This is a genomic window from Streptomyces sp. NPDC053076 (assembly GCF_044546845.1).
In the GTDB taxonomy this organism is placed as follows: domain Bacteria; phylum Actinomycetota; class Actinomycetes; order Streptomycetales; family Streptomycetaceae; genus Streptomyces.
This window is the reverse complement of record NZ_JBITZL010000004.1, coordinates 675817-700451: the sequence shown is the minus strand read 5'-3', so window position 1 is coordinate 700451 and position 24635 is coordinate 675817. Positions and strand designations below refer to the sequence as shown.

Genomic DNA, 24635 nt, shown 5'->3' with positions numbered 1-24635 from the left:
TTGGCCGGGGCGTACCGGTGCATCGCCCGGTGCGTTGCGCCGCACGGGTGGGGTTACCGGCCGTCATCGCCGTGTCGCCCACTGTTGCCGGATCCTTTCCTCTTCAGTGGCCGCATAGATCTGATCAGCTCCATATACCGCCAAACGTGATCAGCTCCATATACCGACAAAAGCGAGCATAAGGCCCGTGGCTCCCCGGAGGTAGCAGAGATGTCCTACGACGGCGTCGGCCCCGATGGGGTCGCGGCGGGGCAGCGCCCCGAAGGGGTGCGGGACCGCATCGACGAGCGGCCTGGCCTCGGGGCGCGACCGGCCACGACGTGCCCGCGGACGCACGACGGCGCATCGGGGCACCCCCGACCGCGGCGGTTCCGGCGGAATCTCACCTTCCTCACCGCCGGCGCGCTCGCCGTTCCGCTGCTCACCGGCTGCGGTTCCGACGACGAGTCCAGCAGCCCCCTCGCCCGGCAGGACATCGCCCCGGTCGCCCGGGACCTGGTCGCCGACGGCGGCACCCTGAAGTGGGCGGTGGACGCCCTGCCGGAGACCCTGAACACCTTCCAGGCGGACGCCGACGCCGGCACCGGCCGGATCGCCCAGGCCGTGCTGCCCTCGATGTTCCGGCTCGACGCGAACGGCCGGCCCGTGGCCAATCCCGCCTACCTGGAGTCGGCCAAGGTCATCGAGACCGAGCCGCGCCAGGTCGTGCTGTACAAGCTGAACCAGCAGGCGGTCTGGAGCGACGGCCGGGAGATCGGCGCCGCCGACTTCGTCGCCCAGTGGCGCGCCCTGTCCGGTAGGAACACCGCGTACTGGACCGCCCGAAACGCCGGCTACGACCGCATCGCGAAGATCGAGCGCGGCGACAACGACCTCCAGGTCCGGGTCACCTTCTCCCGCCCCTACGCCGACTGGAGGTCGCTGTTCTCCCCGCTGTACCCGAAGGACGTCATGGGCACCCCCGACGCCTTCAACGACGGCGCCCGCCGCAAGCTGACGGTCACCGCGGGGCCCTTCAAGGTGCAGAAGGTCGACACCACCAAGAAGGACGTGGTGCTCACCCGCAACACGCGCTGGTGGGGCGAGCCCGCCAAGCTGACCGAGATCGTGCTGCACGCCGTACCCCGCGACAAGCGGGCCGCCGCGCTCGCCGACGGCAGCGCGGACCTCGCCGAGATCGCCTCCTCCGACGTCCAGCGCATCGGGCTCGCCCACCGCGAGAAGGGCACCGGCACCCCGCTCCAGGGCGGCGGCAGGACGTCCGTGAAGAAGCTGCGCTCCTGGGCGCTCGCGCACGGCTTCGACTCGGACGAGGCGCACGCCGGCAAGGAGAAGCTCAGCAAGGCCGTCACCCGCTACCTGGAGCAGCAGCAGGCGCTGCGTGAGGTCGAGGTCCGCAAGTCCCTGGAGCCCGCCTACACCCAGCTCGCCCTCAACGGCTCCACGGGCCCCCTCGCCGACGAGCGGGTCCGCCGGGCCGTCGCCCGCGCCCTGGACCGCGCCGAACTGGCGCGGCTGGTGCTCACCCCGCTGGGGCTGCCCGCCGTCCCGGTCGGCAGCCACCTCGCCCTGTCCGGGCAGGACGCCTACGCCGACAACAGCGGCGCGCTCGGCGACCAGAACGCCCAGGAGGCGCAGGCGCTGCTCGCCGACGCCGGCTGGGTGCGCGGCGGCCCGCTCAAGGAGCAGAAGAAGAACGAGAAGGCGGCCGGCTCCGAGAACCACGACAAGGACGTCTCGGACGGCGGCGACGACGGCGAGTACGTCGTCGGGGAGGACGACAAGGACCGCGACGGCGGGCACGGCGACGGCAAGGGCAAGCACCACGAGAGCCCCGGCGACCACCTCGCGCAGGAGGGCAAGCACGGCGGCGCGCCCGGCGCGTACGCCCCCAAGGGCACGGCCGCCCCGGCCGCCGCGCCGGCCGGACCGCTCGCCAAGGACGGCAAGCCGCTCGCGCTGCGCTTCGTCCTGCCCTCCGGGCCCGGCTCGGACACCCTGAACTCGGTCGCCGAGCGGATCTCCGCGATGCTGGAGCAGGTCGGCATCCGGGCGGTGATCACCAAGGTCTCGGACGAGAGCTACTTCAAGGACCACGTCGCCGCCGGCGACTACGACCTCGCCCTGTACTCCTGGCCCTCCTCCGCCTTCCCGGCGACCGACGCCCGGCCCGTGTACGCCAAGCCGGTCCCGGCCGCGGACGGCTCGGTGAACGTCGAACAGAACTACACGCGGGTCGGCACGGACCTGGTCGACCAGCTCTTCGACGAGGCCGCGACCACGCTGGACGAGGACGAGGCGCGGGACCTGATCAGAAAGGCCGACTCCCGCATCTGGGCCGCCGCCGGATCGATCCCGCTCTACCAGCGCCCGCAGCTGGTGGGAGTACGGAAGAACGTGGTCAATGCCGGGGCTTTCGGGTTCCAGACACCGGTCTACGAGGACATGGGCTTCCTGAAGAAGGGCGCGAAGGTCTCGGCGAGCCCGAGCAAGGGGTAGGGCGGCCCGGCGAGCCCCTACCGCGAAGGCCACGTACCATGGGGTGAGGCCGTGGCGTGTCCAGCCCGGCAGGGCCCGCGCGACACGGACGTACGCGCAGGGCAGTCCACACACCGGGAGTACGCCACACCATGGCCACGCGCCACGACATTCGCAATGTTGCCATCGTCGCTCACGTCGACCACGGCAAGACCACCATCGTCGACGGCATGCTGAAGCAGGCCGGCGCGTTCGCGGCCCACCAGCTCGACTCCGTCGACGACCGCATGATGGACTCCAACGACCTGGAACGTGAGAAGGGCATCACGATCCTCGCCAAGAACACGGCGGTGAAGTATCACCCCAAGGACGGCGGGGACCCGATCACGATCAACATCATCGACACCCCCGGCCACGCCGACTTCGGCGGCGAGGTCGAGCGCGGTCTGTCGATGGTGGACGGCGTCGTCCTGCTCGTGGACGCCTCCGAGGGCCCGCTGCCGCAGACCCGCTTCGTGCTCCGCAAGGCGCTCCAGGCCCGGCTCCCCGTCATCCTGTGCATCAACAAGACGGACCGCCCGGACGCCCGGATCGACGAGGTCGTCAACGAGACCTACGACCTCTTCCTCGACCTGGACGCGGACGAGGAGCAGATCGAGTTCCCGATCGTCTACGCCTGCGGCCGTGACGGCATCGCCTCGCTGACCAAGCCGGACAACGGCACGGTCCCGGCCGACTCCACCAGCCTGGAGCCGTTCTTCTCCACCATCCTGCAGCACATCCCGGCCCCCACGTACGAGGAGGACGCGCCGCTCCAGGCCCACGTCACCAACCTCGACGCCGACAACTTCCTCGGCCGTATCGCGCTGCTCCGCGTCGAGCAGGGCGAGCTGCGCAAGGGGCAGACCGTCGCCTGGATCAAGCGCGACGGCTCGGTCAGCAACGTGCGCATCAGCGAGCTGATGATGACCGAGGCGCTCACCCGCAAGCCCGCGGAGAAGGCCGGCCCCGGTGACATCTGCGCGGTCGCCGGTATCCCGGACATCATGATCGGTGAGACCCTCGCCGACACCGAGAACCCGATCCCGCTGCCGCTGATCACGGTCGACGAGCCGGCGATCTCGATGACGATCGGCACGAACACCTCGCCGCTGGTCGGCCGCGGCGGCACCGGCAAGGGCGCCGACGCGAAGGCGGCCGTGAAGGACCGCAAGGTCACCGCCCGCCAGGTCAAGGACCGCCTGGACCGCGAGCTGATCGGTAACGTCTCCCTCCGCGTCCTGGACACCGAGCGTCCGGACGCCTGGGAGGTCCAGGGCCGTGGTGAGCTGGCGCTCGCCATCCTGGTCGAGCAGATGCGCCGTGAGGGCTACGAGCTGACCGTCGGCAAGCCGCAGGTGGTCACCAAGGACGTCGACGGCAAGACCTACGAGCCGGTCGAGCGCATGACGATCGACGTGCCCGAGGAGCACATGGGTGCCGTCACCCAGCTCATGGGCGTCCGCAAGGGCCGGATGGACAACATGTCGAACCACGGCTCCGGCTGGGTGCGCATGGAGTTCGTCGTGCCCTCGCGTGGTCTCATCGGCTTCCGCACGGAGTTCCTGACCCAGACCCGCGGTACGGGCATCGGCCACTCCATCCACGAGGGCTTCGAGCCCTGGTTCGGCACCCTGACGACCCGTAACAACGGTTCGCTGGTCGCCGACCGCTCCGGTGCCGTCACCGCCTTCGCGATGACGAACCTCCAGGAGCGCGGTGTGCTGTTCGTGGAGCCGGGCACCGAGGTGTACGAGGGCATGATCGTCGGTGAGAACTCCCGCTCCGACGACATGGACGTCAACATCACCAAGGAGAAGAAGCTCACCAACATGCGGTCGTCCTCGGCCGACTCCTTCGAGGCGATCGTTCCGCCGCGCAAGCTGTCGCTGGAGCAGTCGCTGGAGTTCTGCCGCGACGACGAGTGCGTCGAGGTGACCCCGGAGGCCGTTCGCATCCGCAAGGTGAACCTGGACGCCCGCGAGCGCGCCCGCGCCGCGAGCCGCGCCAAGCACGGCTGATTCCCGGCCGGTTGAGCCCGGGCATCCCCATGATGGGGATGCCCGGGCTTTTTGCAACCCGTTTTCCGGTGACCGGCGGTCGACTCTCCGAGGTCAAGTGTCCGGATTGCGGAGATGTCCGACCGATAGCCATGTAACACGTCCGTTTCGCGGCCTTCACCCGGCGAACAGTTTGTCCACTTTTTGGAAGTTGTTCGCGCCAGCTGTGACTGAATTGAGATTTAAAGACAGTGGTCGACACCTGACTCATGGCAGATAGTTAGCCGCGTAGCGCTCGGGTCAATGGGTCTCGCGCTGTGGGGACAGCGCCGACTCACGAGCACCAGGGGGTGTCTGACCCTCCGTCAGGGGTGTCGGAGGGAAGACGGTAACCCTCTCCTGTTGGTGAACACGTGGAGTCATGAGGAGGAACGCCCATGCGCGGTGTCACGCACACCAGGTGGGTCGGTTCGTCACTTCCAGCAGTGTGATTCGGCTGTAGAACTACGCGCGTCCGACTGCGGTTTCGCGCGCCCTAGGAGTACCCGGGCACCTCTCACACTTATATCTGTGAAACGGACGAACCGTGACAAGTCCTATCGATATCGAGGGCGGCGGGGCGTCGGTCGTCGTCGACGGCGAACCAGAGCCGGAAACGAAGACCGAGACCGTCAAGCTCGCGGGCCGGTCCCCCGGCCAGCTGATGTGGCTGCGCTTCAAGCGCGATCGCACGGGCGTGATCTGCGCCGTAGTGGTGATCGGCTACTTCGCCGTCGCTCTCCTCGCGCCGCTGCTCGTGAAGCTGTCGGGCACCGATCCGTACACCCTGTACGGCCAGGACCCCACCTACGCCGACAAGCCCATCCTCGATGAATTCGGGCTTCCGCTCGGCTACTTGGGGGGTGTCTCGGGCGACCACTGGTTCGGCGTCGAACCGCAGTACGGCCGTGACCTCTTCGCCATGCTGGTGTACGGCATGCGCACCTCCCTGTACATGGCGCTCGGCATCACCGTCCTGGTCATGCTCACCGGTGTCGTGATCGGCCTGATCGGCGGATACTTCGGAGGCCGTACGGACTACTGGATCGGCCGCGGCACCGACTTCTTCCTCTCCTTCCCGCAGCAGCTCTTCTTCATCGCCTTCATGCCCGTCGTGACGTCGTTCTTCGTGGATCCCCGCGAGGAGACGCCGACCTACTTCCGCGCCCTCGCCATGCTGATCGTGCTGTGGCTGCTGGGCTGGATGGGCATGGCCCGACTGGTGCGGTCCACCGTACTGTCCCTGCGCGAACGGGAGTTCGTGGAGGCCGCCAAGGTCTCGGGCGCATCGCCCTGGCGGATCGTGCGCAAGGAGATCCTGCCCAACGTCGTCACCCCGATCCTGGTGCAGTTCACGTATCAACTGCCCAGCACCATCCTCAGCATCGCCTTCCTGTCCTTCGCGGGTGTCGGGTTCGTCGAGCCGACACCCGACTGGGGACGTCTTTTCGCGGCCGGCGCCCGGTACGCCGAGCAGGACCCGGCATTCATGTTCTTCCCCGGGACGGCACTGGTGATCTTCGTCCTGTGCTTCAACCTCCTGGGGGACTCCGTACGGGACGCGTTCGACCCCAAGTCCGGGCGATAGAGCGTCCGTTGGGTGGGGGTGACTGCCGCCCCCGCCGGCCCGTCCGGCCGGCGCCCGGCAGATCTCACGGATAACAAACGACAGGTAGGTGGATTCGCCACATGATGTCTCATCGCGCCCGCGCAGCGCGTGCCGTTGTGATCGCCGTCGCGGCCGGCTCCCTTGCTCTCACCGGCTGCTCGAAGAACGAGGGCGGCAAGTCGGGCAAGGACTCCAAGAAGGATCAGAAGGAGGCGGCGGTCCAGTCGAAGGCGGTCACCTACGTCGACGCCGCCGGATCGACCGGACCCGCCAAGGAGGTGCCCGGCGCCAAGCCCGGCGGCACGATCACCGTGTACCAGGAGGCGGGCCTCTCCCACCTGGACCCCGGTCAGATCTACGTCTCCGACGCCGGCCAGGTCGCCAACCTGCTCTTCCGCCGCCTGACCCAGTTCCAGGAGGACGACAAGGGCGACGTGTCGGTCGCCGGTGACCTCGCCACCGACTCCGGCAAGTCCTCCGACGGCGGCAAGACCTGGACCTTCACGCTGAAGGACGGCATCAAGGACGAGAACGGCAACGCCATCACCTCGTCCGACGTCCGGCACAGCATCGAGCGCCAGTACGCGAAGTTCATCTTCGACGGCCCGACCTACCTCCAGACCTGGCTGAGCGGCGCCGACTACCGCAAGGCCCTGCCCGGCGGCGGCTTCGACGGCAAGCACCTGCCGGCCTCGGTGCTGGACACCCCGGACGCCAAGACGGTGGTCTTCCACTTCGACCAGCCGCGTCCGGACCTGCCGCAGACGCTCGCCATGGCCGGCTACGCCGTCGTCCCGGCCAAGGGCGACACCAAGGAGAAGTACGAGAAGAAGCCGGTCGCCACCGGCCCGTACAAGATCGCCGAGAACAAGGCCGGCAAGCTGCTGAAGCTGGTGAAGAACACCAACTGGGACCCGAAGACGGACTCCGTGCGCCATCAGTACGCCGACGGTTTCACCATCCAGTTCGGAGTCACCGAGTCCACCCAGACCAAGCGCCTGATCGCGGACCAGGGCGACAACAGGAACGCCATCCAGCTCACCAACGGTGTCGAGGCCACCCAGATCCAGGACGTCATCAACAACCCCGAGGCCAGCAAGCGCACGGTCAAGGGCTACCAGCCCTACGTCATGCAGCTGACCTTCAACCTCGACCGGGTCAAGGACATCAAGATCCGCCAGGCCGTCACCTACGCGGTCAACTCCAAGTCCCTCATCGCCGGCGAGGGCGGTGCCTACGGCGGTGACGTCGCGCCGAACTACTTCGCGCCGACGCTGCCCGGCTACGAGCCGACCTACGACCCCTACGGCCGCCTGAAGACCCCGCAGGGCAACATCGCCAAGGCCAAGGAGATCCTCAAGAGCCTCCCGGCGTCCGAGAAGAAGCTCGTCTTCGCCTACGCCAACAGCGAGGCCGGCCAGAAGCGCAAGGTCGCCATCGAGGACGCGCTCACCAAGGTCGGGTTCGACATCGTCGCCAAGGAGGTCGACGCGGCGAGCTACTACGAGCAGATCGGCAAGCTCAAGAACCCGTACGACATCTACATCTCCGGCTGGGGCCAGGACTGGCCGTCCCCGGGCACGGTCGTCACGCCGATCTACGACGGCTCGCAGGTCTTCGACGGCTCCTCGAACTACTCGCACGTCAAGGACCCGAAGGTCGACGCCCTCATCAAGAAGGCAATGACCCAGGAGCCGGCCGAGGCCGCCAACACCTGGAAGGAAGCACAGCACTACCTGCTGGAGAACGTCATCCCGGCGGCTCCGCTGTGGTACACGAAGCAGTTCCAGCTCTCCGGCTCCAACGTGGGCGGTGCCCGCTACGGCTCGGTGTCCAGCCTCATCGACATCAACCGGCTCTACCTGAAGTCGTGATCCGCGGCTGACCACGGGGGCGCGTGGCACCGCGAGCGCGCCCCCGGCTCCGAGCGCCCCCTACCCACCGTCTCCGCAGAGAGCAGCCAGCCCGCCATGCTTCAGTTCATCATCCGGCGCACGCTCGGCGCCTTCGTCACGCTCTTCCTCATCGGGGCGGCGACGTTCTTCCTCTTCGTGGCCGCACCCTCCGACTACGCCTCCCTGGCCTGCGGCAAGGACTGTTCGCCCCAGCGGCTGGCGGACATCCGGGACGCCCTGGGCCTCGACCTGCCCCTGGCACAGCAGTTCTGGGACTTCATGTCCGGCATCGTGACGGGCCGCGACTTCCCGGCCGGCCACTGCTCGGCCCCCTGCCTGGGCGTGTCGTTCTACTCGGGGGACATGGTCTGGGGCACCATCCTGGACCGGTTCCCGCTGACCCTCACCCTGACCGCCGGGGGTGCGGTCGTCTTCCTCCTCGTCGGGGTCGGCGCGGGCATGATCGCCGCCTACCGGCGCGGGACGCTGGTGGACAAGGTCGCCACCGGCACGTCCATGGTGCTGAGTTCGTTCCAGATCTACTTCCTCGGCCCGATCGTGCTGACGATCCTCGTCTACAGCACCGGCTGGATGGAGGACCCGCACTACGTGCCGGTCACCCAGGACCCGCTGGGGTGGTTCGTCGGGATGTCGATCCCGGTCTGCGTGATGGCCACGATCTTCACCGCGCAGTACACCCGTATGGCACGTTCGTCGATGATCGAGCAGCTCGCCGAGGATCATGTGCGCACCGCGCGGGCGAAGGGCATGTCGCGCAAGTACGTCTTCCTGCGCTACGCCTGGCGCGGCTCGCTCATCCCGATCGTCACCGTGCTCGGCATCGACGTCAGCTCCATGCTGGGTGGCGCCGTCGTCACCGAACTGACCTTCTCCCTCCAGGGGATCGGCCGGCTCGCGGTGGACGGCGCGGTCAACAAGGACCTGCCGCTGACGATGGGGGTCATGCTGTTCGGTGCCTTCTTCATCCTGATCATCAACATCCTGACCGACATCACCTACGCGTGGATCGACCCCCGCATCCGGCTCTCCTAGGAAGAACCAACCACTGTGACCACACTGACCAAGGCCGCGGGCGCACCGGCCCCGACCGGGCCGGACGGTTTCCTCTCGGTGCGTGATCTCCAGGTGACGTTCTCCACCGAGGACGGCCCGGTCAAGGCCGTCGACGGACTCTCCTTCGGCCTGGACCGCGGCAAGACCCTCGGCATCGTGGGCGAGTCGGGTTCGGGCAAGTCGGTCACCAACCTGACGATCCTCGGACTGCACGATCCGCTGTTCACGACCGTCGACGGGGAGATCCTCCTCGACGGCAAGGAACTCATCACCGCCACCGAGAAGGAGATGGAGCGGCTGCGCGGCAACCGGGTGGCGATGATCTTCCAGGATCCCCTCACCGCGCTGTCGCCCTTCTACACCATCGGCCGGCAGATCGCCGAGCCGTTCATGAAGCACACGGGCGCCTCGAAGAAGGCCGGCTGGGAGCGCGCCGTGGAGATGCTCGCCAAGGTCGGCATCCCCCACCCCAAGGAGCGCGCCCGGGACTACCCGCACCAGTTCTCCGGCGGGATGCGCCAGCGCGCCATGATCGCCATGGCGCTGGTCTGCGACCCGGACCTGCTGATCGCCGACGAGCCGACCACGGCGCTGGACGTGACCGTGCAGGCCCAGATCCTCGATCTGCTCAAGGACCTCCAGCGGGAGTTCGGCACGGGGATCGTCTTCATCACCCACGACCTCGGCGTCATCGCCGACATGGCCGACGACATCATGGTCATGTACGCCGGGCGCGCGGTGGAGCGCGGCACCGTCGACGAGGTCCTCAGGTCGCCGCAACACCCGTACACCTGGGGTCTGCTGAACTCCATGCCCCGGCTGGACTCCGACCTCGGCACCCCGCTGTCGCCCATTCCCGGTACGCCGCCGAGCCTGCTCACCCCGCCGTCCGGCTGCCGCTTCCACCCCCGGTGCACCTTCCCGGACCGCGTCGGCGGCGACCGCTGCGCCACCGAGCGCCCCGCGCTGGCACCGGACCGCTCCTCGGCGTGCCATCTCAGCGCGGAGCAGAAACGAACCATCTTCGTCGAAGAGATCAGGCCCCGACTCGGCTAGGAGGACACACCGCCATGAAAGAGGACCTGGTCCTTCCCGCCGCCCGCGAGGCCGGTGCAGACGCGGCAGGGGAGCCGCTGCTGACGGTCTCGGGGCTGGTCAAGCACTTCCCGGTCAAGGGCGGCTTTCCCATCCGCCGCACCGTCGGCGCCGTCCAGGCCGTCGACGGCCTGGACCTGACCGTGCACGCGGGGGAGAGCTTCGGCCTGGTCGGTGAGTCCGGCTGTGGCAAGTCGACCACGGGCCGGCTCATCACCCGCCTGCTGGAGCCGACCGCCGGCACCATCACCTATCGCGGCCGGGACATCAGCCGCGCGACGCGCAAGCAGCTCGCGCCCATCCGCTCAGAGATCCAGATGATCTTCCAGGACCCCTACTCGTCGCTGAATCCGCGGCAGACGGTCGGCAAGATCATCTCCGGGCCGATGGAGATCAACGACATCAAGCCGGAAGGCGGCCGGGAGAAGCGCGTCCGTGAGCTGCTGGAGATCGTCGGCCTGAACCCGGAGCACTACAACCGGTTCCCGCACGAGTTCTCCGGCGGCCAGCGCCAGCGCATCGGCGTCGCCCGGGCCCTCGCCCTGGAACCGAAACTGATCGTCGCCGACGAGCCGGTCTCCGCCCTGGACGTCTCCATCCAGGCCCAGGTCGTCAACCTGCTCCAGAAGGTGCAGAGGGAACTCGGCATCTCCTTCCTCTTCATCGCCCACGACCTCGCGATCGTCCGGCACTTCTCGCAGCGCGTCGCGGTCATGTACCTCGGCAAGATCATCGAGGTGGGCGACCGCGACTCCATCTACACCCGTCCGCGCCACCCCTACACCCACGCTCTGCTGTCCGCCGTCCCCGAGGTGGCCCTGACGGGGGAGGAGGCGCCCCAGCGCGAGCGCATCCGCCTCGCCGGAGACGTGCCGTCGCCGATCAACCCGCCCTCCGGCTGCCGCTTCCGCACCCGCTGCTGGAAGGCACAGGACAAGTGCGCCGCCGAGGAACCCCCGCTGGTCCAGATCTCCGGCAACCGGGAGGGCCATCTGACGGCCTGCCACTTCCCGGAGGAGCCGACCACCGCCCGCGAGGAGGACATCGTGCTGGATCCGGCGCTGGCGGCGCTGGAGGAGGACCAGGGCTGAGTGTGCCGACGCGCAGGTTGGTGACGCGGCCGGCTGAGGGGTCACCAACCTCCGGCAAGACTGTGCCCTCCCTCATCACGGGATGTCGGAAGCAGGGGGTGATCGATTCCACCGGCGCCGGCCGCGGCGGCGTGGCCGAGGACACCTCTGGCGTGGTCGGTGCAGAACGCGGCGTATTCCGGGTCGTCCAGGAAGCGGTGCCATTCGGCGTCGACGGCGCTGGAGAACATCTCCACGACCGTGTGCCCGGCGGCCAACCGCTCGGCGGCGACAGCGAAGAAGCGCCCGAGTTCGATCCGCTCGGGGCTCAGAGTGGTGCTCATGCTGGTGCTCCTGTCGATGGGGCGAGTGTTGTTCGAGGACGGGTGAGTTCGGCCCAGACGAGCTTCCACGTGGGATGTAGGTCGTACCCCCAGCGGTCACTCAGTACGTCGACCAGGACCAGGCCACGGCCGCCCTCGGAATCCTCGTCCGGAATTCCGACGCCGGGGACCGCGCGGGAGCTGTCGGCGACGCCGATCCGTACCCGGTCCCGGGACACGCGCCGGATCACAACCCGGACCGTGCGACAGGGGGTGTGGTCGATGGCGTTCGTCACCAGCTCGTCCACGATCAGCATTCCGGCGTCCAGCAGGTCCCCTATCCCCCAGGTTCTCAGCACGGTGGCCACCAGGGCCCGGGCGCGCTTAGCGGACTGCGGTTCACAGGGCATCGTCTCGGTATAGCCGGGATCGCCCTTTGACATCGGTCTCGTGGCGGTCGTGGTCACGTAGTCGTCTCCTTGGAGTGGGGCGACCGGCCCGTTGGACTGCCGCCGTATCGTGCAGCCGTGTTGCCGGCGGCTGATATCCATCCAACGGGGGTACGCCCGCAGTGAGAACGGTCCATGCTGGTAAGGCCGTTGAATGCGTTGAACGCCAGGGGAGCTGGACATGGCACGCACACCGAACACGGCTCTCGCCGCGCTGATGCGTGAGGCCGAATGGGGAAACGGGCAGCTGGCGCGAGCGGTGAACCGTACGGCCGCCGAGGCCGGAGTCGAGCTGCACTACGACGCCAGCACGGTCACGCACTGGCTCAAGGGAAGCGTTCCGAAGGAGGAAGCACGGGCGGCTGTTCTCGAAGCACTCTCGCGGCGGGTCGGTCGCGTCGTAACCTTCGCGGAGGCCGGGTTCCCCGGCGAGGACGCGCGCATGTCTGCTGACCTGGTGGATCTCGTGAGGAGCGACATGGACCCGTCACGACGCGGAGTGCTTGCCACCGGACTCTATTCGGCGGCCCTGATGGTCCCGGGCTTCTCCGATCTGGGCGACCGTCTCGACCGTGCCGAAGACGACGTGAAGGCCGGGCGTACGGTGCGCGTCGGCGCGGGCGAAGTCGTCACGGTGCAGCGGATGACGGACCACATCGCAACGATTCTGGACGACCTCGGCGGCGGTCACGCCCGTCCCATGGCTGCGGCGTTCCTAGCGAACACCGTCCTGCCGTGGCTCGACGCCGACGCCAAGGGCAGGGTGAAGAGCGATCTGCTCGCTGCCGCCAGCGACTTCGTCTATCTGACCGGCTGGATGGCCATGTACGAGCGGTCTCACGGTCTCGGACAACGCTACTTCGTACAGGCCCTCGACCTGGCCAAGGAAGGCGGCGACCAGATCACCTACTGCCGGACGCTGCGCGGCATGGCTTTGCAGGCGGCCAGCCTGAAACACGCCTCGAAGGCCCTGGAACTGGCGGACTCCGCTGCCGAAGCGGCACCGGCGGCCGGCCCGCGCCTGGTCGCATTCCTGCGCGGACAGCAGGCGCACGGCGCCGCTCTGGTAGGTGACCGGCACCAGGCGTTCGACAGGCTACGGGAGACCGAGGACGCCTTGTCGAAAGCCGACGGCGGTAACGATGCCGTAGGCGGATACGACCAGGCCGCCTACCAGTTCCACGTCAGCAGTGTCCTGTATGCCCTGGGTGATCTGCCCGGCTCCATCAAGGCGATGCAACAGTCCAACCGGGTCCGTCCCGCACACGAGCGTCAGGGCCGCGTCCATTCCAACGGCCTCCTCGCCTCCAGGCAATGGGAACTCGGTCATGTCGACGCCGCGTGCGCTACGTGGGATCGGTTCCTGGACGACTACACGGCCCTGTCGACCTCCCGCGGAGACGAGCATTTCGACACCCTGAAGAGGCACGTGGCCACCCGCAAGAGCCGGAGCGTGCGGCAACTCGGCGAACGCGTCCGCGAGGTCGCTCGGCAGAAGGCCGCCGCGTAGTGATCCGGGACCGGCGCCCGCCGCGTCAGCGCTGGGCCCGCCGGGCCACCGTGATGATCTCCGGGGAGGTGGGGGTCAGCGGGGACCCGTCCCAGTCACCGTACTGTTCGACGACGGTCAGGCCCGCCTCCGTCAGGAAGGTGTTCAGGGTGTCGGCGTCCAGGAAGCGGAGGACGCTGCGGACGACCCGGGGGGCCGGCCAGTGGGGGGCGGTGTAGGACTCCGTGAAGTGCACCCGGGCCAGGTCCGGGGCGACGGTCCCGACCTCGTGCCACACCTTCACCGGGGTGCCGTCGGCGGCGGTGGTCTCGTACACCCGGTCCGGGGTCCAGCGCTCCCAGGCGCGGGCGGCGGGATTGCGGGTCTCGAAGACGAGGCGTCCCCCGTCGGCCAGGGCCGCGCGGGCGGCGCGCAGACAGACCCGGATCTCCTCGTCCCTCACCAGTTCCTGGAAGGCGTGTCCGGTCGTGACGACCAGGTCGAACTCCGGCCGCCAGCAGCGCACCCGCACATCGCCGAGCACCCACTCGACATCGGGTCGCGCCCGTCGCGCCTGGACGAGCATGGCGGCGGCCGGATCCAGCCCCACCAGCCGCCCTCCGTGCCCCTCGGCCCGGGCCCGCCGCAGTAACCGCCCGGTGCCGCACCCGATGTCCAGCACGGCCCCGGCCTCCCGCAGCAGCCCGAGGTAGAAGTCGTCCCCCGGGCCCCAGGGGTTGAGGCCGTCGTACAGTTCGGCGAGCGAGAGATCGGCAAAGACGTGATCCACCACCGCGGCAGTGTGACACACGATGCTGAACGGCGCGTCAGGAACGCCGCACTTGCCGAAGTCCTTTGCCGTCAGCAGAGATTGACGCCGCGTCCGGACACGAAGGAGGGCCCGTGCCTGGGGAGGCACGGGCCCTCGTCCCCGGAGCGGACGTTCATGGGCTCGGGTCAATGGGCCGAGAAAGTCCGTTCCTAAAGGGGGCGGCTGACGGAAAGGGGTGTGTCAGGCCGCCGCCTCGGGGTCCTTGGAGAGGCGCGGAGCGGGAACGGTGTCCGCCGTCTCCGGGTAGTGGCAGGCGGTCAGGTGACCCGGCTTGTTGCCGGCAGCCTGCACCAGCGGCGGCGCCTCCGTCGCGCACTTCTCGGTCGCCTTCCAGCAGCGGGTGCGGAAGCGGCAGCCGGAGGGCGGGTTGATCGGCGACGGCACGTCACCGGTCAGCCGGATGCGCTCACGCGGCACCTCGTCCACCGTGGCCTCGGGCACGGCGGACAGCAGGGCCCGCGTGTAGGGGTGGCGCGGGTTGTCGTACAGGTCCTCGCGATCGGCGATCTCGACGATCTTACCCAGGTACATGACCGCGACGCGCTGCGAGAAGTGCCGGACGATCGCCAGGTCGTGGGCGATGAAGACGAACGCGATGCCGAGTTCCCTCTGCACCTTCTGGAGCAGGTTGACGACCTGGGCCTGGATGGAGACGTCCAGGGCGGAGACCGGCTCGTCGGCGACGATCAGCTTCGGTTCCAGGGCGAGGGCCCGGGCGACGCCGATGCGCTGGCGCTGGCCGCCGGAGAACTCGTGCGGGAACCGGTTGTAGTGCTCCGGGTTCAGGCCGACGATCTCCAGCAGCTCACGGACGCGCTTCTCCCGGCCGCCTTCCGGCTTGATGTCGTTGATCTCCATCGGCCCGGAGATGATCTTGCCGACCGTCTGCCGCGGGTTCAGCGAGGCGTAGGGATCCTGGAAGATCATCTGGATCTCGGAGCGGATCGGCTCCAGCTGCTTGCGGCCGGCATGCGTGATGTCCTGGCCACGGTAGGTGATCTTGCCGGCGGTCGGCTCCAGCAGGCGGGTGATGAGCCGGCCCGTGGTGGACTTGCCGCAGCCGGACTCACCGACCAGGCCCAGGCTCTCGCCCTCGCCGACCTGGAAGTCCAGCCCGTCGACGGCCTGGACGGCGCCGACCGTCCGCTTGATGGGGAAGCCGCCCTTGATCGGGAAGTGCTTGGTGAGCCCGGAGACGTCCAGGAGGGGGGTGGTGCTGCTCATGGTGGTGAAGTCCCGTCTGAAATCCGTCAGTGGCTGCGGCCGGCGGCGTGGTCGGAGAACAACTCGCTCTTCTGCTCCGGCGTCAGGTGGCAGGCCGCCCCCCGTCCGTCCACGATCTCCAGCACGGGCCGCTCACTGGAGCAGCGCCCGCCGGCCGCCTTGTCGGCGAACGCGCACCGGGGGTGGAAGCGGCAGCCGGACGGCGGGTTGAGCAGGGAGGGCGGCGAACCGGGGATCGGCGAGAGCGGTACGTCGACCGGCCCGTCCAGGCTCGGCATCGAGCTCATCAGGCCCAGCGTGTAGGGGTGCTGCGGGTTCTGCAGCACTTCCTTCTTCGTCCCGCGCTCCACGCACCGGCCGCCGTACATCACCAGCACGTCGTCCGCGATGTCGGCGATGACGCCCAGGTCGTGCGTGATGAAGATGATCGCGGTGCCGAACTCCTGCTGGAGGTCCTTCAGGAGGTCCATGATCTGCGCCTGGACCGTCACGTCGAGGGCCGTGGTCGGCTCGTCGGCGACCAGCAGCTCGGGGTCGCAGACCAGTGCCATGGCGATCATCGCGCGCTGGCGCATACCGCCGGAGAACTGGTGCGGGTAGTCGTCCACCCGCGCGTCCGGCTGCGGGATGCCGACCCTGCGGAGCATCTCGATCGCGCGCACCCGGGCGTCCTTCTTGGAGCAGCCGGTGTGCTTGCGGTACGTCTCGGCGATCTGCGCGCCGATGGTGTGGTACGGCGACAGCGAGGCCAGGGCGTCCTGGAAGATCATCGACATCTTGTTGCCGCGGAGCCGCTCCAGCTCCTTCTCGGAGGCGGTGATCAGCTCCTTGTCGTCGAGCAGGATCTCGCCGTCGAGGGCGGTGTTGCGCGGGTCGTGCAGGCCCAGGATCGCCATGTTCGTGACGGACTTGCCCGAGCCGGACTCGCCGACGATGCCGAGGGTCTTGCCCTTCTCCAGGTCGAAGGAGAGCCCGTCGACGGCCTTGACGATGCCGTCCTCGGTGGAGAAGTGGACCTTGAGGTCGCGGACGGAGAGGAAGGGGGTGCTCATGGGTCTCTCCTTAAGCGAGGCGCACGCGCGGGTCGATCATGGCGTACACGGCGTCCACGATGATGTTGAAGACGACGATCGCGCCGGCGGCCACCATGACGACGCCCAGCAGCATGGGCAGGTCGTTGGTGCCGACCGCCTTCACCGAGAGCATGCCGAGGCCCTGGAGGCTGAAGGTCGACTCGGTGATGATGGCGCCGCCGAGCAGCACACCGAGGTCGAGACCGAAGATCGTGACGATCGGTCCCATCGCACCGCGCCAGGCGAACCGGAAGAACACCGTGCGGCGGGACAGGCCCTTGGCGCGGGCGGTGCGCACGTAGTCCTGGCTGAGCGACTCGACCATCTGGGAGCGCGTCATACGCGTGTAGTTGGCCGTGAAGATCAGCGACAGCACCAGCCACGGCACCAGCAGGCCCGAGAACCACTGGCCCGGGTTCTCCGTGAACGGCGTGTAGCTCGCCCGGTCCAGCAGGTGCAGCTGGTCGACGAAGAGGTAGGTGGCGAAGACACCGACGACGTAGATCTGCATCGAGGACGCGATCAGCGAGGCGGAGCTGGCGATCTTGTCCAGGGCCTTGCCCTGCTTGATGGCGGCCAGCATGCCGGTGCCGACACCGAAGATCAGGAAGACCACGGCGCTGCCGAGGGACAGGGAGATCGTGGTGGGGAAGCGGTCCAGGATGGTGTCCAGCACCGGCTCGCGGTTCTGGAACGAGAAGCCCAGGCAGGGCGCGTCGCAGTGACCGAACGAACTGTAGTCCCGCCCCACGAACAGGCCCTTGAGCCATTCCCAGTACTGCACGGGGAGCGGGTCGGAGATCGCCAGGTTCTTCTTCACCAGGGCCAGGGTCTCTGGCGTGCAGACCTTGCCGCACGCGATGCGGGCGGGGTCGCGCGGAGCGGCGTAGAACAGGACGAACACCAGGGCGCTGATGATCAGCAGAATCACCGCGGCGCCGAGGATCCGGCGGACGAGGAAGCGGAACATGGCAGTTGGGATTTCCTGACGGATGCCGTAGGGGGGTGAAACGGCGGGGCGGCGCCTGGGCCGCCCCGCCTAGGGGGCCGTACGTCAGGCCTTGACGAAGGTCTTGTACAGCAGGGTCGCGGAGAAGTTCGGGTCGAACTGCGCGCCACCGACCTTGTTGCCGTAGACGTAGAAGCGACGCTGGTACGTCTCGGGGATCATCGGGGCGACCTCCTCCATGATCCGCTTGTCGAGCGCGGCCCACTCCTTGCCGGCCTTCATCTGGTCGGGGATGACCGCGTTCTTCTTGATGCCCTCGTTGATCCAGTCGACGTCGGTCTGCGAGACGTTGTTCTTGCCGTTGCCGATGGCGTCGCCGTCGAGCAGCGGCTGGATCATCGTGTAGGCGGTCGGCCAGTCCGGGGACCAGCCGCCCCACATCACGTCGTAGCTGTTGTCGACCTGCTGGACCTGGTCGTAGTACGACGTCGAGTCGACCGGCTTGATGACCGGGGTGAAGCCGGCCGCCTTCAGGGCGTTCTCGATGACGACCTTGGTCTTGTTGTAGGTCGGGTCCTGCGGGAAGGCGTAGACGATCTTCTGGCCGAGCTTGCCGGCCTCCTTCAGCAGCTTCTTCGCTGCCTCCGGGTCGCCCTGCGGCTTCTTCGACTTGTTGTACGGGTCGGTCTTCTGGTAGCCGATGATGTCGGGGCTGAGGACCGAGGTGGCGAAGTCGCCGGCGGACGGGCCGCCGTAGATCTGCCGGATCTGCTGCAGCGGCCAGGCGTGGATGAGGGCCTGGCGGACCTTCAGGTCGGTGACGCGCTTGGTGTTGATCCAGTAGAAGTACGTGCCGGTGAGCAGGCCGTTGAAGGTGCGCTTCTTCAGGTCCGGGTCGGTGAGGACCTTCTGGATGCGCTCGGCCGGGACGCCCTTGTAGATGGAGACACCGTAGGCGTCGTTGCCCTGGGAGGCGATGAGGCGGTCGACGCCGTCCAGCGTCTCGACACCGAAGTGGAACTCGAAGCCGTCCGGGTAGGCGTTGCGGATCGAGTCGGTCTTCGGGTCCCAGTTCTTGTTCCGGATCAGCACCATCGACTTGTCGGTGGTGTGAGCCTTGATCTTGTAGGGACCGCAGGCGACCGGCTTCTTGTCGTACTTCTCCTTGGTGTCCATCTTCACCGGCACGGCGGCGTAGGAGTGCATCGCCAGGGTGAAGTTGAAGTCCGGCTTGGACTCGGCCAGCTTGAAGGTGATCGTCCGCTTCGCCTTGTCGGTGACGATCGAGTCCAGGTGCTTGCCGCCGTACGGGCCGGGGTAGCCGTCACGCCACTTGCCGCCCTTGCCGGTCAGCGCGCGCTGGGCGTAGTCGGCGCCCTCGGTGACGAACGTCGCCCAGGAGCGCTCGAAGCCGTGGCGGACGTCGTCGACGGTCAGCTCGCTGCCGTCCTCCCACTTCAGACCCTCCTTCAGCGTGAAGGTCCAGGTCTTGTTGTCGTCGGAGGCCTTGCCGGTGTCGGTGGCGAGGTCGCCGACGAGCTTCTGCTTGCCGGAGGAGTCGATCTTGTAGCCGGTCAGGCAGCGGTGCAGCAGCAGCGCGACTGTGGAGTTGTACGCGTAGTAGATGCGCTGCGGGTCGAGGTGCGAGAAGTCGTCCGGGGCCAGGCCGTAGATGGTGCCGCCCGTCTTCGCGCCGGGGATCTCCGGGGCCGGACCGGTGGAGTCGGACGCGGTGCCGATGGTGACCTTGGCACCGGTGTACTCCGTGGCGCCGGTGCTCCGGGAGCCGCTACCGCCCGAGTCACCGCTGCTGCAGGCGGACAGCACCGTCGAGCCCGCGGCCGCGACAGAGGTTGCGATCAGGAAGTTTCTGCGGGAAAAGGACATGGCTGCCTGTTCTGGTGGAGGAACGAAGTGGTGCTGGAAGCCCCGGCAGGGCCCCGTCGCCGCGGCCGGGGGTGGTACTCAGCGTTTGGTCTTGGGGTCCAGGGCGTCACGGACCGAGTCACCGAGGAGGTTGAAGGCGACCACGAAGATCACCATCGTCAGACCCGGGAAGAGCATGAAGGTGATGTCGTCCTGGTACACCTTGGCGCCGTTCTGGATCATCACACCCCAGTCGGGGGTGGGGTCCGTGAGGCCGACGCCGACGAAGGCGAGACCCGCCTCGGCCGTCACATAGGCCGGGAGGAGCAGCGTCGCCTGGATGAGGATCGGCGTCCACAGGTTGGGCAGCAGTTCCTTGAAGATGATGCGCGCCGGGGACGCCCCGGTGATCTTGGCCGCCTCGACGAACTCCCGCTCGCGCAGGGCGAGGACCTCGCCGCGCAGCAGACGGGCGATGGAGGCCCAGCCGAAGGCCGTCATCACGAGGATGAGGCTGGTGACGGTCAGCCAGACCGGGGTGTTCTCCTCCGGCGAGACGAAGATCGCCACGACCACCGGCCAGAAGGCGATGAAGAACAGGGTCTGTGGGAACGCCAGCAGGATATCGATCACACGGCCGACGAAGTAGTCCGTCTTGCCGCCCAGGTAGCCGGCGGTGATGCCGACGACGACGCCGAGCAGGGTCGTCAGCAGGGCCGCGGCGGTCGCGATCAGCAGCGAGTTGCGGATGCCGTAGAGCAGGAAGGTGAAGACGTCCCGGCCGAGCTGCGGCTCGATGCCGAACCAGAAGTCGGAGCTGATGCCGCCGTTCCCCTTGATGGGGTAGTTGAACTCGTTCAGCAGCCCCGGGATGTTCATGCCGTACGTGGTGTACGGGTCCTTGCCGTACAGCTTGGCTATGAGCGGCGCCAGGATGCCGACGACGAAGAAGAAGATCACCACAAAGGCGGATATGACGCCCGTCCTGTCCCGCTTGAAGCGGATCCAGGCCAGCCGTCCCGGAGAGCGGCTTTCGGCGCCCTTCGGGCTGCCGAGCTTCGCCGTTGCGGCGGTGTCTTCGTCGGTCACCTCAAGTGGGGCGGCCGGGGAAGGGGTTGCGGGGGTCATGATGCTCCGTGCCTTGTGGGTCAAGGCTCCGCAGGGCGCTCCCCTACGGGCTACGCCGGACTTTTTCAACGCAATTCATTCAAGGTCAATAAATTCTCGACCGCCTTGGTTTTCTCTTTACCTTCTTTGCTCATACTTGACCATTCCGTAGCTACGCGGGTAGCACGCCGTAATCAATCCGTGCTTCACATCGGACTAACTGCGCGAATCGGTCAAGGAGTTCGATATACGGACGGTGGAGTGTCGAAATGCGTACATCGGAACGACCCAATCCAACGTTTCGGCATCGTTACGCGAAGATCTATTGCGCTCGACACTCAAGATCATCAGGACGCCGGGCGGGCGGTGCCTGCATTCGGATGACGTCTCCCCCCAAAGGCCGCCCAATCGGGCAGTGCACATGAGCTATGCGCGGTATGTGTCGATATCGACCGGTAAGCGTTCAAGGCTCATGGAGGAGGGACGCCATGCGTGGCATCACGCACGCCCGATGGGCCGCAGGCGCGGTGGCTACGGCGCTCGCGGCCACGGGCTGCGGGGTCGGCGGCGCGAGCGGCGGCGGCAACGGCGGCGCCGTGCTCAGCTCCTCCTGGGGCGATCCGCAGAACCCGCTGGAGCCTGCCAACACCAACGAGGTGCAGGGCGGCAAGGTCCTCGACATGATCTTCCGGGGCCTGAAGAAGTACGACCCGAGGACCGGCAAGGCCCAGGACTGGCTGGCCCGGTCCATCCGGACCGGGGACTCGCGGAACTTCACCGTCAGGATCAAGGACGGCTGGACCTTCTCCAACGGCGAGAAGGTGACCGCCCGCTCCTTCGTGGACGCCTGGAACTACGGGGCGAGCCTGCGGAACAACCAGAAGAACGCCTACTTCTTCGGCTACATCGACGGGTACGACAAGGTCCACCCCGACAGCGGCAGCCAGAGCGCCGACACGCTGTCCGGGCTGAAGGCGGTCGACGACCACACCTTCACCGTGAAACTGAACCAGAAGTTCTCCGGCTTCCCCGACACCCTCGGCTACGCGGCCTTCGCCCCGCTGCCCCGCGCCTTCTTCACCGACCACGCGGCCTGGGTGAGGAAACCGGTCGGCAACGGCCCGTACACCATCGAGTCCTACACGAGGGGCTCCCAGATGTACCTGAGGAAGTGGGAGGGCTATCCCGGTACGGACAAGGCCCGCAACGACGGCGTGACCCTGATGGTCTACACCGACAGCAACACCGCCTACACCGACCTCCTGGCGGGCAACCTCGATCTCGCCGACGACATCCCCGCCGCTCAGTTGAAGAACGTCAAGGGCGACCTGGGCGACCGCTACATCAACACCCCGGCGGGCATCATCCAGACCCTCGCCTTCCCCTACTACGACAAGGCGTGGAACATGCCGGGCTCGGAGAAGGTCCGCACCGGCCTGTCCATGGCGATCAACCGCGAGCAGATCACCGGCACGATCTTCCGCAGGACCCGGACCCCGGCCACCGACTGGACCTCCCCGGTCCTCGGCACGCAGGGCGGCTTCAAGGCCGGCCTGTGCGGCAAGGCGTGCGAGTACGACCCCGCCCGGGCGAAGGCCCTGATCGAGGAGGGCGGTGGCATCCCCGGCGGCCGGGTCAAGATCACCTACAACGCGGACGCGGGCTCGCACAAGGAGTGGGTGGACGCCGTGTGCAACTCCATCAACAACGCCCTCGGCAACGACAAGGCATGCGTCGGCAACCCGGTCGGCACCTTCGCCGACTTCCGCAACCAGCTCGGAGCGCACAAGATGACCGGCCCCTTCCGGGCGGGCTGGCAGATGGACTACCCGCTCATCCAGAACTTCCTCCAGCCGCTCTACTACACGGGCGCCTCCTCCAACGACGGCAAGTGGTCCGACAGGACCTTCGACCGTCTCGTGAACCAGGCCAACGCCGAGACGGACACCGCCAAGGCGGTCGCCGGCTTCCAGAAGGCGGAGGAGGTCGTCCGGGACCACATGGCCGCCATCCCGCTGTGGTACCAGAACGGCAACGCCGGTTACTCCGACCGGCTGTCCCACGTGGCGCTCAACCCCTTCAGCGTCCCGGTCTACAACGAGATCAAGGTCGGCTGAGCCGCCATGGGGCGCTATGTCGTCCGGCGGCTGCTCCAGATGGTGCCGGTGTTCGTCGGGGCCACGCTGCTGATCTTCCTGATGGTGAACGTGATGGGCGATCCCGTCGCCGGGCTGTGCGGGGAACGGGCCTGCGACCCGGCGACGGCCGCCCAGCTGAAACGCGAGTTCGGCCTCGACAAGCCGCTCTGGCAGCAATACCTCACCTACATGAGGAAGGTCTTCACCGGCGACTTCGGCACGGCCTTCAACGGCCAGCCGGTCACCGAACTGATGGCGACCGCGTTCCCCGTCACCGTCCGGCTGACCATCGTGGCCATCCTCTTCGAGATCGTCATCGGCATCACGCTGGGCGTCCTCACCGGACTCCGGCGCGGCCGGCCCGTCGACACCGGTGTGCTCCTGGCCACCCTGGTCGTGATCTCCGTGCCGACCTTCGTCACCGGTCTGCTGCTGCAACTGCTGCTCGGCATCAAGTGGGGGTGGATCAGACCCTCGGTCCGCTACGGCACCTTCGACGAGCTGATCGTGCCCGGCCTGGTCCTCGCATCCGTCTCGCTCGCCTACGTCACCCGGCTGACCCGCACCTCCATCGCCGAGAACAAGCGGTCCGACTACGTCCGCACGGCGATCGCCAAGGGCCTGCCCCGGCGCCGGGTCATCACCCGGCACCTGCTGCGCAACTCCCTGATCCCCGTGGTCACCTTCATCGGCACCGACATCGGCGCGCTGATGGGCGGCGCGATCGTCACCGAGCGGATCTTCAACATCCATGGCGTCGGCTATCAGCTCTACCAGGGCATCCTGCGCCAGAACACCCAGACGGTGGTCGGTTTCGTGACCGTGCTCGTACTGGTCTTCCTGGTCGCCAACCTGCTCGTGGACCTGCTCTACGCCGTACTCGACCCGAGGATCCGCTATGCCTGACCAGCCGTACGAGCCCGAAGGCGCGATCGCCGGCACCGGCATGGGCGGCGCGATGGACCTCGGCGCGAGCGAGGCCGTCACGCTGGAGAAGACGCCGCGCGGCCCCGAGGGCGGCGGACCGGCCGGCAGACCGCGCTCCCTGTGGTCCGACGCCTGGCGGGACCTGCGCCGCAACCCGGTGTTCCTGCTCTCCGCCCTGGTCATCGTCTTCCTGGTCGTCATCTCCCTGTGGCCCTCGGCGATCGCCTCCGGCAGCCCCCTGACGTGCGACCTGGCCAAGGCCCAGGACGGTCCGGCACCGGGCGCCCCCTTCGGCTACGACGGCCAGGGCTGCAACGTCTACACGCGCACCGTCTACGGCGCCCGTACGTCCGCCACGGTCGGCCTGTGCGCCACGCTCGGGGTGGCCCTGTTCGGGTCGGTGCTCGGCGGCCTGGCGGGCTACTTCGGCGGTGTCTGGGACTCGGTGCTCTCCCGGGTCACCGACGTCTTCTTCGCCATCCCGGTCGTCCTCGGCGGTCTCGTCCTCCTCTCCGTCGTGACCTCCAATACGGTCTGGCCGGTCGTCGGGTTCATGGTGCTGCTCGGCTGGCCGCAGATCTCCCGGATCGCCCGCGGCGCCGTCATCACCGCCAAGCAGAACGACTACGTCCAGGCCGCCCGCGCGCTGGGCGCCTCCGACGCCCGCATCCTGCTCCGGCACATCGCGCCGAACGCCGTGGCCCCCGTCATCGTCGTCGCGACCATCGCGCTCGGCACGTACATCGCGCTGGAGGCGACCCTGTCCTACCTCGGAGTCGGCCTCAAGCCGCCCAGCGTCTCCTGGGGCATCGACATCTCCGCCGCCTCCCCCTACATCCGCAACGCCCCGCACGCCCTGCTGTGGCCCGCGGGCGCCCTCGCCCTCACGGTCCTGGCCTTCATCATGCTCGGCGACGCGGTCCGCGACGCCCTCGACCCGAAGCTGAGGTGATGGTGCC

General features: G+C 67.9%; 19 protein-coding genes. 11 read left to right on the top strand and 8 right to left on the bottom strand.

Features of this window, described 5'->3' with window-relative positions:
* Window positions 1-210 precede the first annotated feature (210 nt).
* From ACIGYR_RS20535 to ACIGYR_RS20505, 7 genes are all read left to right on the top strand, one after another.
* The gene (locus ACIGYR_RS20535) at window positions 211-2499 is read left to right on the top strand and encodes an ABC transporter family substrate-binding protein (RefSeq protein ID WP_399597567.1); all 2289 of its coding nucleotides are present in this window, start codon (window positions 211-213) and stop codon (window positions 2497-2499) included.
* Between the two features lie 131 nt (window positions 2500-2630).
* Window positions 2631-4538, top strand: coding sequence for a translational GTPase TypA (gene typA / locus ACIGYR_RS20530; protein WP_391840398.1), 1908 nt, complete (start codon window positions 2631-2633; stop codon window positions 4536-4538).
* A gap of 565 nt (window positions 4539-5103) precedes the next feature.
* Window positions 5104-6144: an ABC transporter permease gene (locus tag ACIGYR_RS20525; RefSeq protein ID WP_391840400.1), complete on the top strand. Its 1041-nt coding sequence runs from the start codon at window positions 5104-5106 to the stop codon at window positions 6142-6144.
* 101 nt (window positions 6145-6245) lie between these two features.
* On the top strand, window positions 6246-8039 hold the full coding sequence (locus tag ACIGYR_RS20520; protein ID WP_399597571.1) for an ABC transporter substrate-binding protein: 1794 nt from the start codon (window positions 6246-6248) through the stop codon (window positions 8037-8039).
* Window positions 8040-8135: 96 nt separating this feature from the next.
* A complete protein-coding gene (locus ACIGYR_RS20515; protein ID WP_391840404.1) occupies window positions 8136-9113 on the top strand; it encodes an ABC transporter permease in 978 nt (325 codons plus the stop codon).
* Between the two features lie 15 nt (window positions 9114-9128).
* The gene (locus ACIGYR_RS20510) at window positions 9129-10190 is read left to right on the top strand and encodes an ABC transporter ATP-binding protein (protein WP_391840406.1); all 1062 of its coding nucleotides are present in this window, start codon (window positions 9129-9131) and stop codon (window positions 10188-10190) included.
* Window positions 10191-10204: 14 nt separating this feature from the next.
* Entirely contained in the window at window positions 10205-11320 is a 1116-nt protein-coding gene (locus tag ACIGYR_RS20505; RefSeq protein WP_399597574.1) for an ABC transporter ATP-binding protein, read from the top strand.
* A gap of 41 nt (window positions 11321-11361) precedes the next feature.
* Here the strand turns inward: ACIGYR_RS20505 and ACIGYR_RS20500 are convergent, their stop codons facing one another.
* Both ACIGYR_RS20500 and ACIGYR_RS20495 read right to left on the bottom strand, forming a co-directional pair.
* Entirely contained in the window at window positions 11362-11643 is a 282-nt protein-coding gene (locus ACIGYR_RS20500; protein ID WP_399597576.1) for a hypothetical protein, read from the bottom strand.
* The gene (locus tag ACIGYR_RS20495; RefSeq protein WP_399597578.1) at window positions 11640-12032 is read right to left on the bottom strand and encodes an ATP-binding protein; all 393 of its coding nucleotides are present in this window, start codon (window positions 12030-12032) and stop codon (window positions 11640-11642) included. The genes ACIGYR_RS20500 and ACIGYR_RS20495 overlap by 4 nt, the downstream gene beginning before the upstream one ends.
* A gap of 220 nt (window positions 12033-12252) precedes the next feature.
* Here ACIGYR_RS20495 and ACIGYR_RS20490 point away from each other — a divergent pair, with 220 nt between their 5' ends.
* Window positions 12253-13581: a hypothetical protein gene (locus tag ACIGYR_RS20490; protein ID WP_399597580.1), complete on the top strand. Its 1329-nt coding sequence runs from the start codon at window positions 12253-12255 to the stop codon at window positions 13579-13581.
* Window positions 13582-13606: 25 nt separating this feature from the next.
* On the opposite strand, the gene ACIGYR_RS20485 is transcribed toward ACIGYR_RS20490, so the two are convergent.
* The 6 genes from ACIGYR_RS20485 to ACIGYR_RS20460 all read right to left on the bottom strand — a co-directional run bounded on the left by ACIGYR_RS20485 (window position 13607) and on the right by ACIGYR_RS20460 (window position 20632).
* Window positions 13607-14353, bottom strand: a complete 747-nt coding sequence (locus ACIGYR_RS20485) for a class I SAM-dependent methyltransferase (RefSeq protein WP_399597581.1) — start codon at window positions 14351-14353, stop codon at window positions 13607-13609.
* Between the two features lie 219 nt (window positions 14354-14572).
* Window positions 14573-15616: an ABC transporter ATP-binding protein gene (locus ACIGYR_RS20480; protein WP_399597584.1), complete on the bottom strand. Its 1044-nt coding sequence runs from the start codon at window positions 15614-15616 to the stop codon at window positions 14573-14575.
* 26 nt (window positions 15617-15642) lie between these two features.
* Window positions 15643-16668, bottom strand: coding sequence for an ABC transporter ATP-binding protein (locus ACIGYR_RS20475; protein WP_391840414.1), 1026 nt, complete (start codon window positions 16666-16668; stop codon window positions 15643-15645).
* 10 nt (window positions 16669-16678) lie between these two features.
* Window positions 16679-17659 (bottom strand): ABC transporter permease, encoded by a 981-nt coding sequence (locus tag ACIGYR_RS20470; protein ID WP_399597586.1) that lies wholly within the window; start codon window positions 17657-17659, stop codon window positions 16679-16681.
* An 84-nt stretch (window positions 17660-17743) separates the two neighbouring features.
* On the bottom strand, window positions 17744-19525 hold the full coding sequence (locus tag ACIGYR_RS20465) for an ABC transporter substrate-binding protein (RefSeq protein ID WP_391840417.1): 1782 nt from the start codon (window positions 19523-19525) through the stop codon (window positions 17744-17746).
* Between the two features lie 78 nt (window positions 19526-19603).
* The gene (locus ACIGYR_RS20460) at window positions 19604-20632 is read right to left on the bottom strand and encodes an ABC transporter permease (protein ID WP_399597589.1); all 1029 of its coding nucleotides are present in this window, start codon (window positions 20630-20632) and stop codon (window positions 19604-19606) included.
* 467 nt (window positions 20633-21099) lie between these two features.
* Between ACIGYR_RS20460 and ACIGYR_RS20455 the strand changes: the two genes are divergently transcribed.
* From ACIGYR_RS20455 to ACIGYR_RS20445, 3 genes are read left to right on the top strand one after another with little or no spacing between them, the layout of a single operon-like run.
* A complete protein-coding gene (locus ACIGYR_RS20455) occupies window positions 21100-22728 on the top strand; it encodes an ABC transporter substrate-binding protein (protein ID WP_399597592.1) in 1629 nt (542 codons plus the stop codon).
* 6 nt (window positions 22729-22734) lie between these two features.
* A complete protein-coding gene (locus tag ACIGYR_RS20450; RefSeq protein ID WP_391840422.1) occupies window positions 22735-23655 on the top strand; it encodes an ABC transporter permease in 921 nt (306 codons plus the stop codon).
* Entirely contained in the window at window positions 23648-24628 is a 981-nt protein-coding gene (locus ACIGYR_RS20445; protein ID WP_391840424.1) for an ABC transporter permease, read from the top strand. The genes ACIGYR_RS20450 and ACIGYR_RS20445 overlap by 8 nt, the downstream gene beginning before the upstream one ends.
* The last annotated feature ends 7 nt before the right edge of the window (window positions 24629-24635 follow it).

Excerpts from the sequence above, each read along its gene's own strand:
- ACIGYR_RS20535 (WP_399597567.1), top strand. The coding sequence starts at position 211 with ATGTCCTACGACGGCGTCGGCCCCGATGGGGTCGCGGCGGGGCAGCGC.
- typA (WP_391840398.1), top strand. The coding sequence starts at position 2,631 with ATGGCCACGCGCCACGACATTCGCAATGTTGCCATCGTCGCTCACGTC.
- ACIGYR_RS20520 (WP_399597571.1), top strand. The coding sequence starts at position 6,246 with ATGATGTCTCATCGCGCCCGCGCAGCGCGTGCCGTTGTGATCGCCGTC.
- ACIGYR_RS20515 (WP_391840404.1), top strand. The coding sequence starts at position 8,136 with ATGCTTCAGTTCATCATCCGGCGCACGCTCGGCGCCTTCGTCACGCTC.
- ACIGYR_RS20505 (WP_399597574.1), top strand. The coding sequence starts at position 10,205 with ATGAAAGAGGACCTGGTCCTTCCCGCCGCCCGCGAGGCCGGTGCAGAC.
- ACIGYR_RS20500 (WP_399597576.1), bottom strand. The coding sequence starts at position 11,643 with ATGAGCACCACTCTGAGCCCCGAGCGGATCGAACTCGGGCGCTTCTTC.
- ACIGYR_RS20495 (WP_399597578.1), bottom strand. The coding sequence starts at position 12,032 with ATGCCCTGTGAACCGCAGTCCGCTAAGCGCGCCCGGGCCCTGGTGGCC.
- ACIGYR_RS20490 (WP_399597580.1), top strand. The coding sequence starts at position 12,253 with ATGGCACGCACACCGAACACGGCTCTCGCCGCGCTGATGCGTGAGGCC.
- ACIGYR_RS20480 (WP_399597584.1), bottom strand. The coding sequence starts at position 15,616 with ATGAGCAGCACCACCCCCCTCCTGGACGTCTCCGGGCTCACCAAGCAC.
- ACIGYR_RS20475 (WP_391840414.1), bottom strand. The coding sequence starts at position 16,668 with ATGAGCACCCCCTTCCTCTCCGTCCGCGACCTCAAGGTCCACTTCTCC.
- ACIGYR_RS20470 (WP_399597586.1), bottom strand. The coding sequence starts at position 17,659 with ATGTTCCGCTTCCTCGTCCGCCGGATCCTCGGCGCCGCGGTGATTCTG.
- ACIGYR_RS20465 (WP_391840417.1), bottom strand. The coding sequence starts at position 19,525 with ATGTCCTTTTCCCGCAGAAACTTCCTGATCGCAACCTCTGTCGCGGCC.
- ACIGYR_RS20460 (WP_399597589.1), bottom strand. The coding sequence starts at position 20,632 with ATGACCCCCGCAACCCCTTCCCCGGCCGCCCCACTTGAGGTGACCGAC.
- ACIGYR_RS20455 (WP_399597592.1), top strand. The coding sequence starts at position 21,100 with ATGCGTGGCATCACGCACGCCCGATGGGCCGCAGGCGCGGTGGCTACG.
- ACIGYR_RS20450 (WP_391840422.1), top strand. The coding sequence starts at position 22,735 with ATGGGGCGCTATGTCGTCCGGCGGCTGCTCCAGATGGTGCCGGTGTTC.
- ACIGYR_RS20445 (WP_391840424.1), top strand. The coding sequence starts at position 23,648 with ATGCCTGACCAGCCGTACGAGCCCGAAGGCGCGATCGCCGGCACCGGC.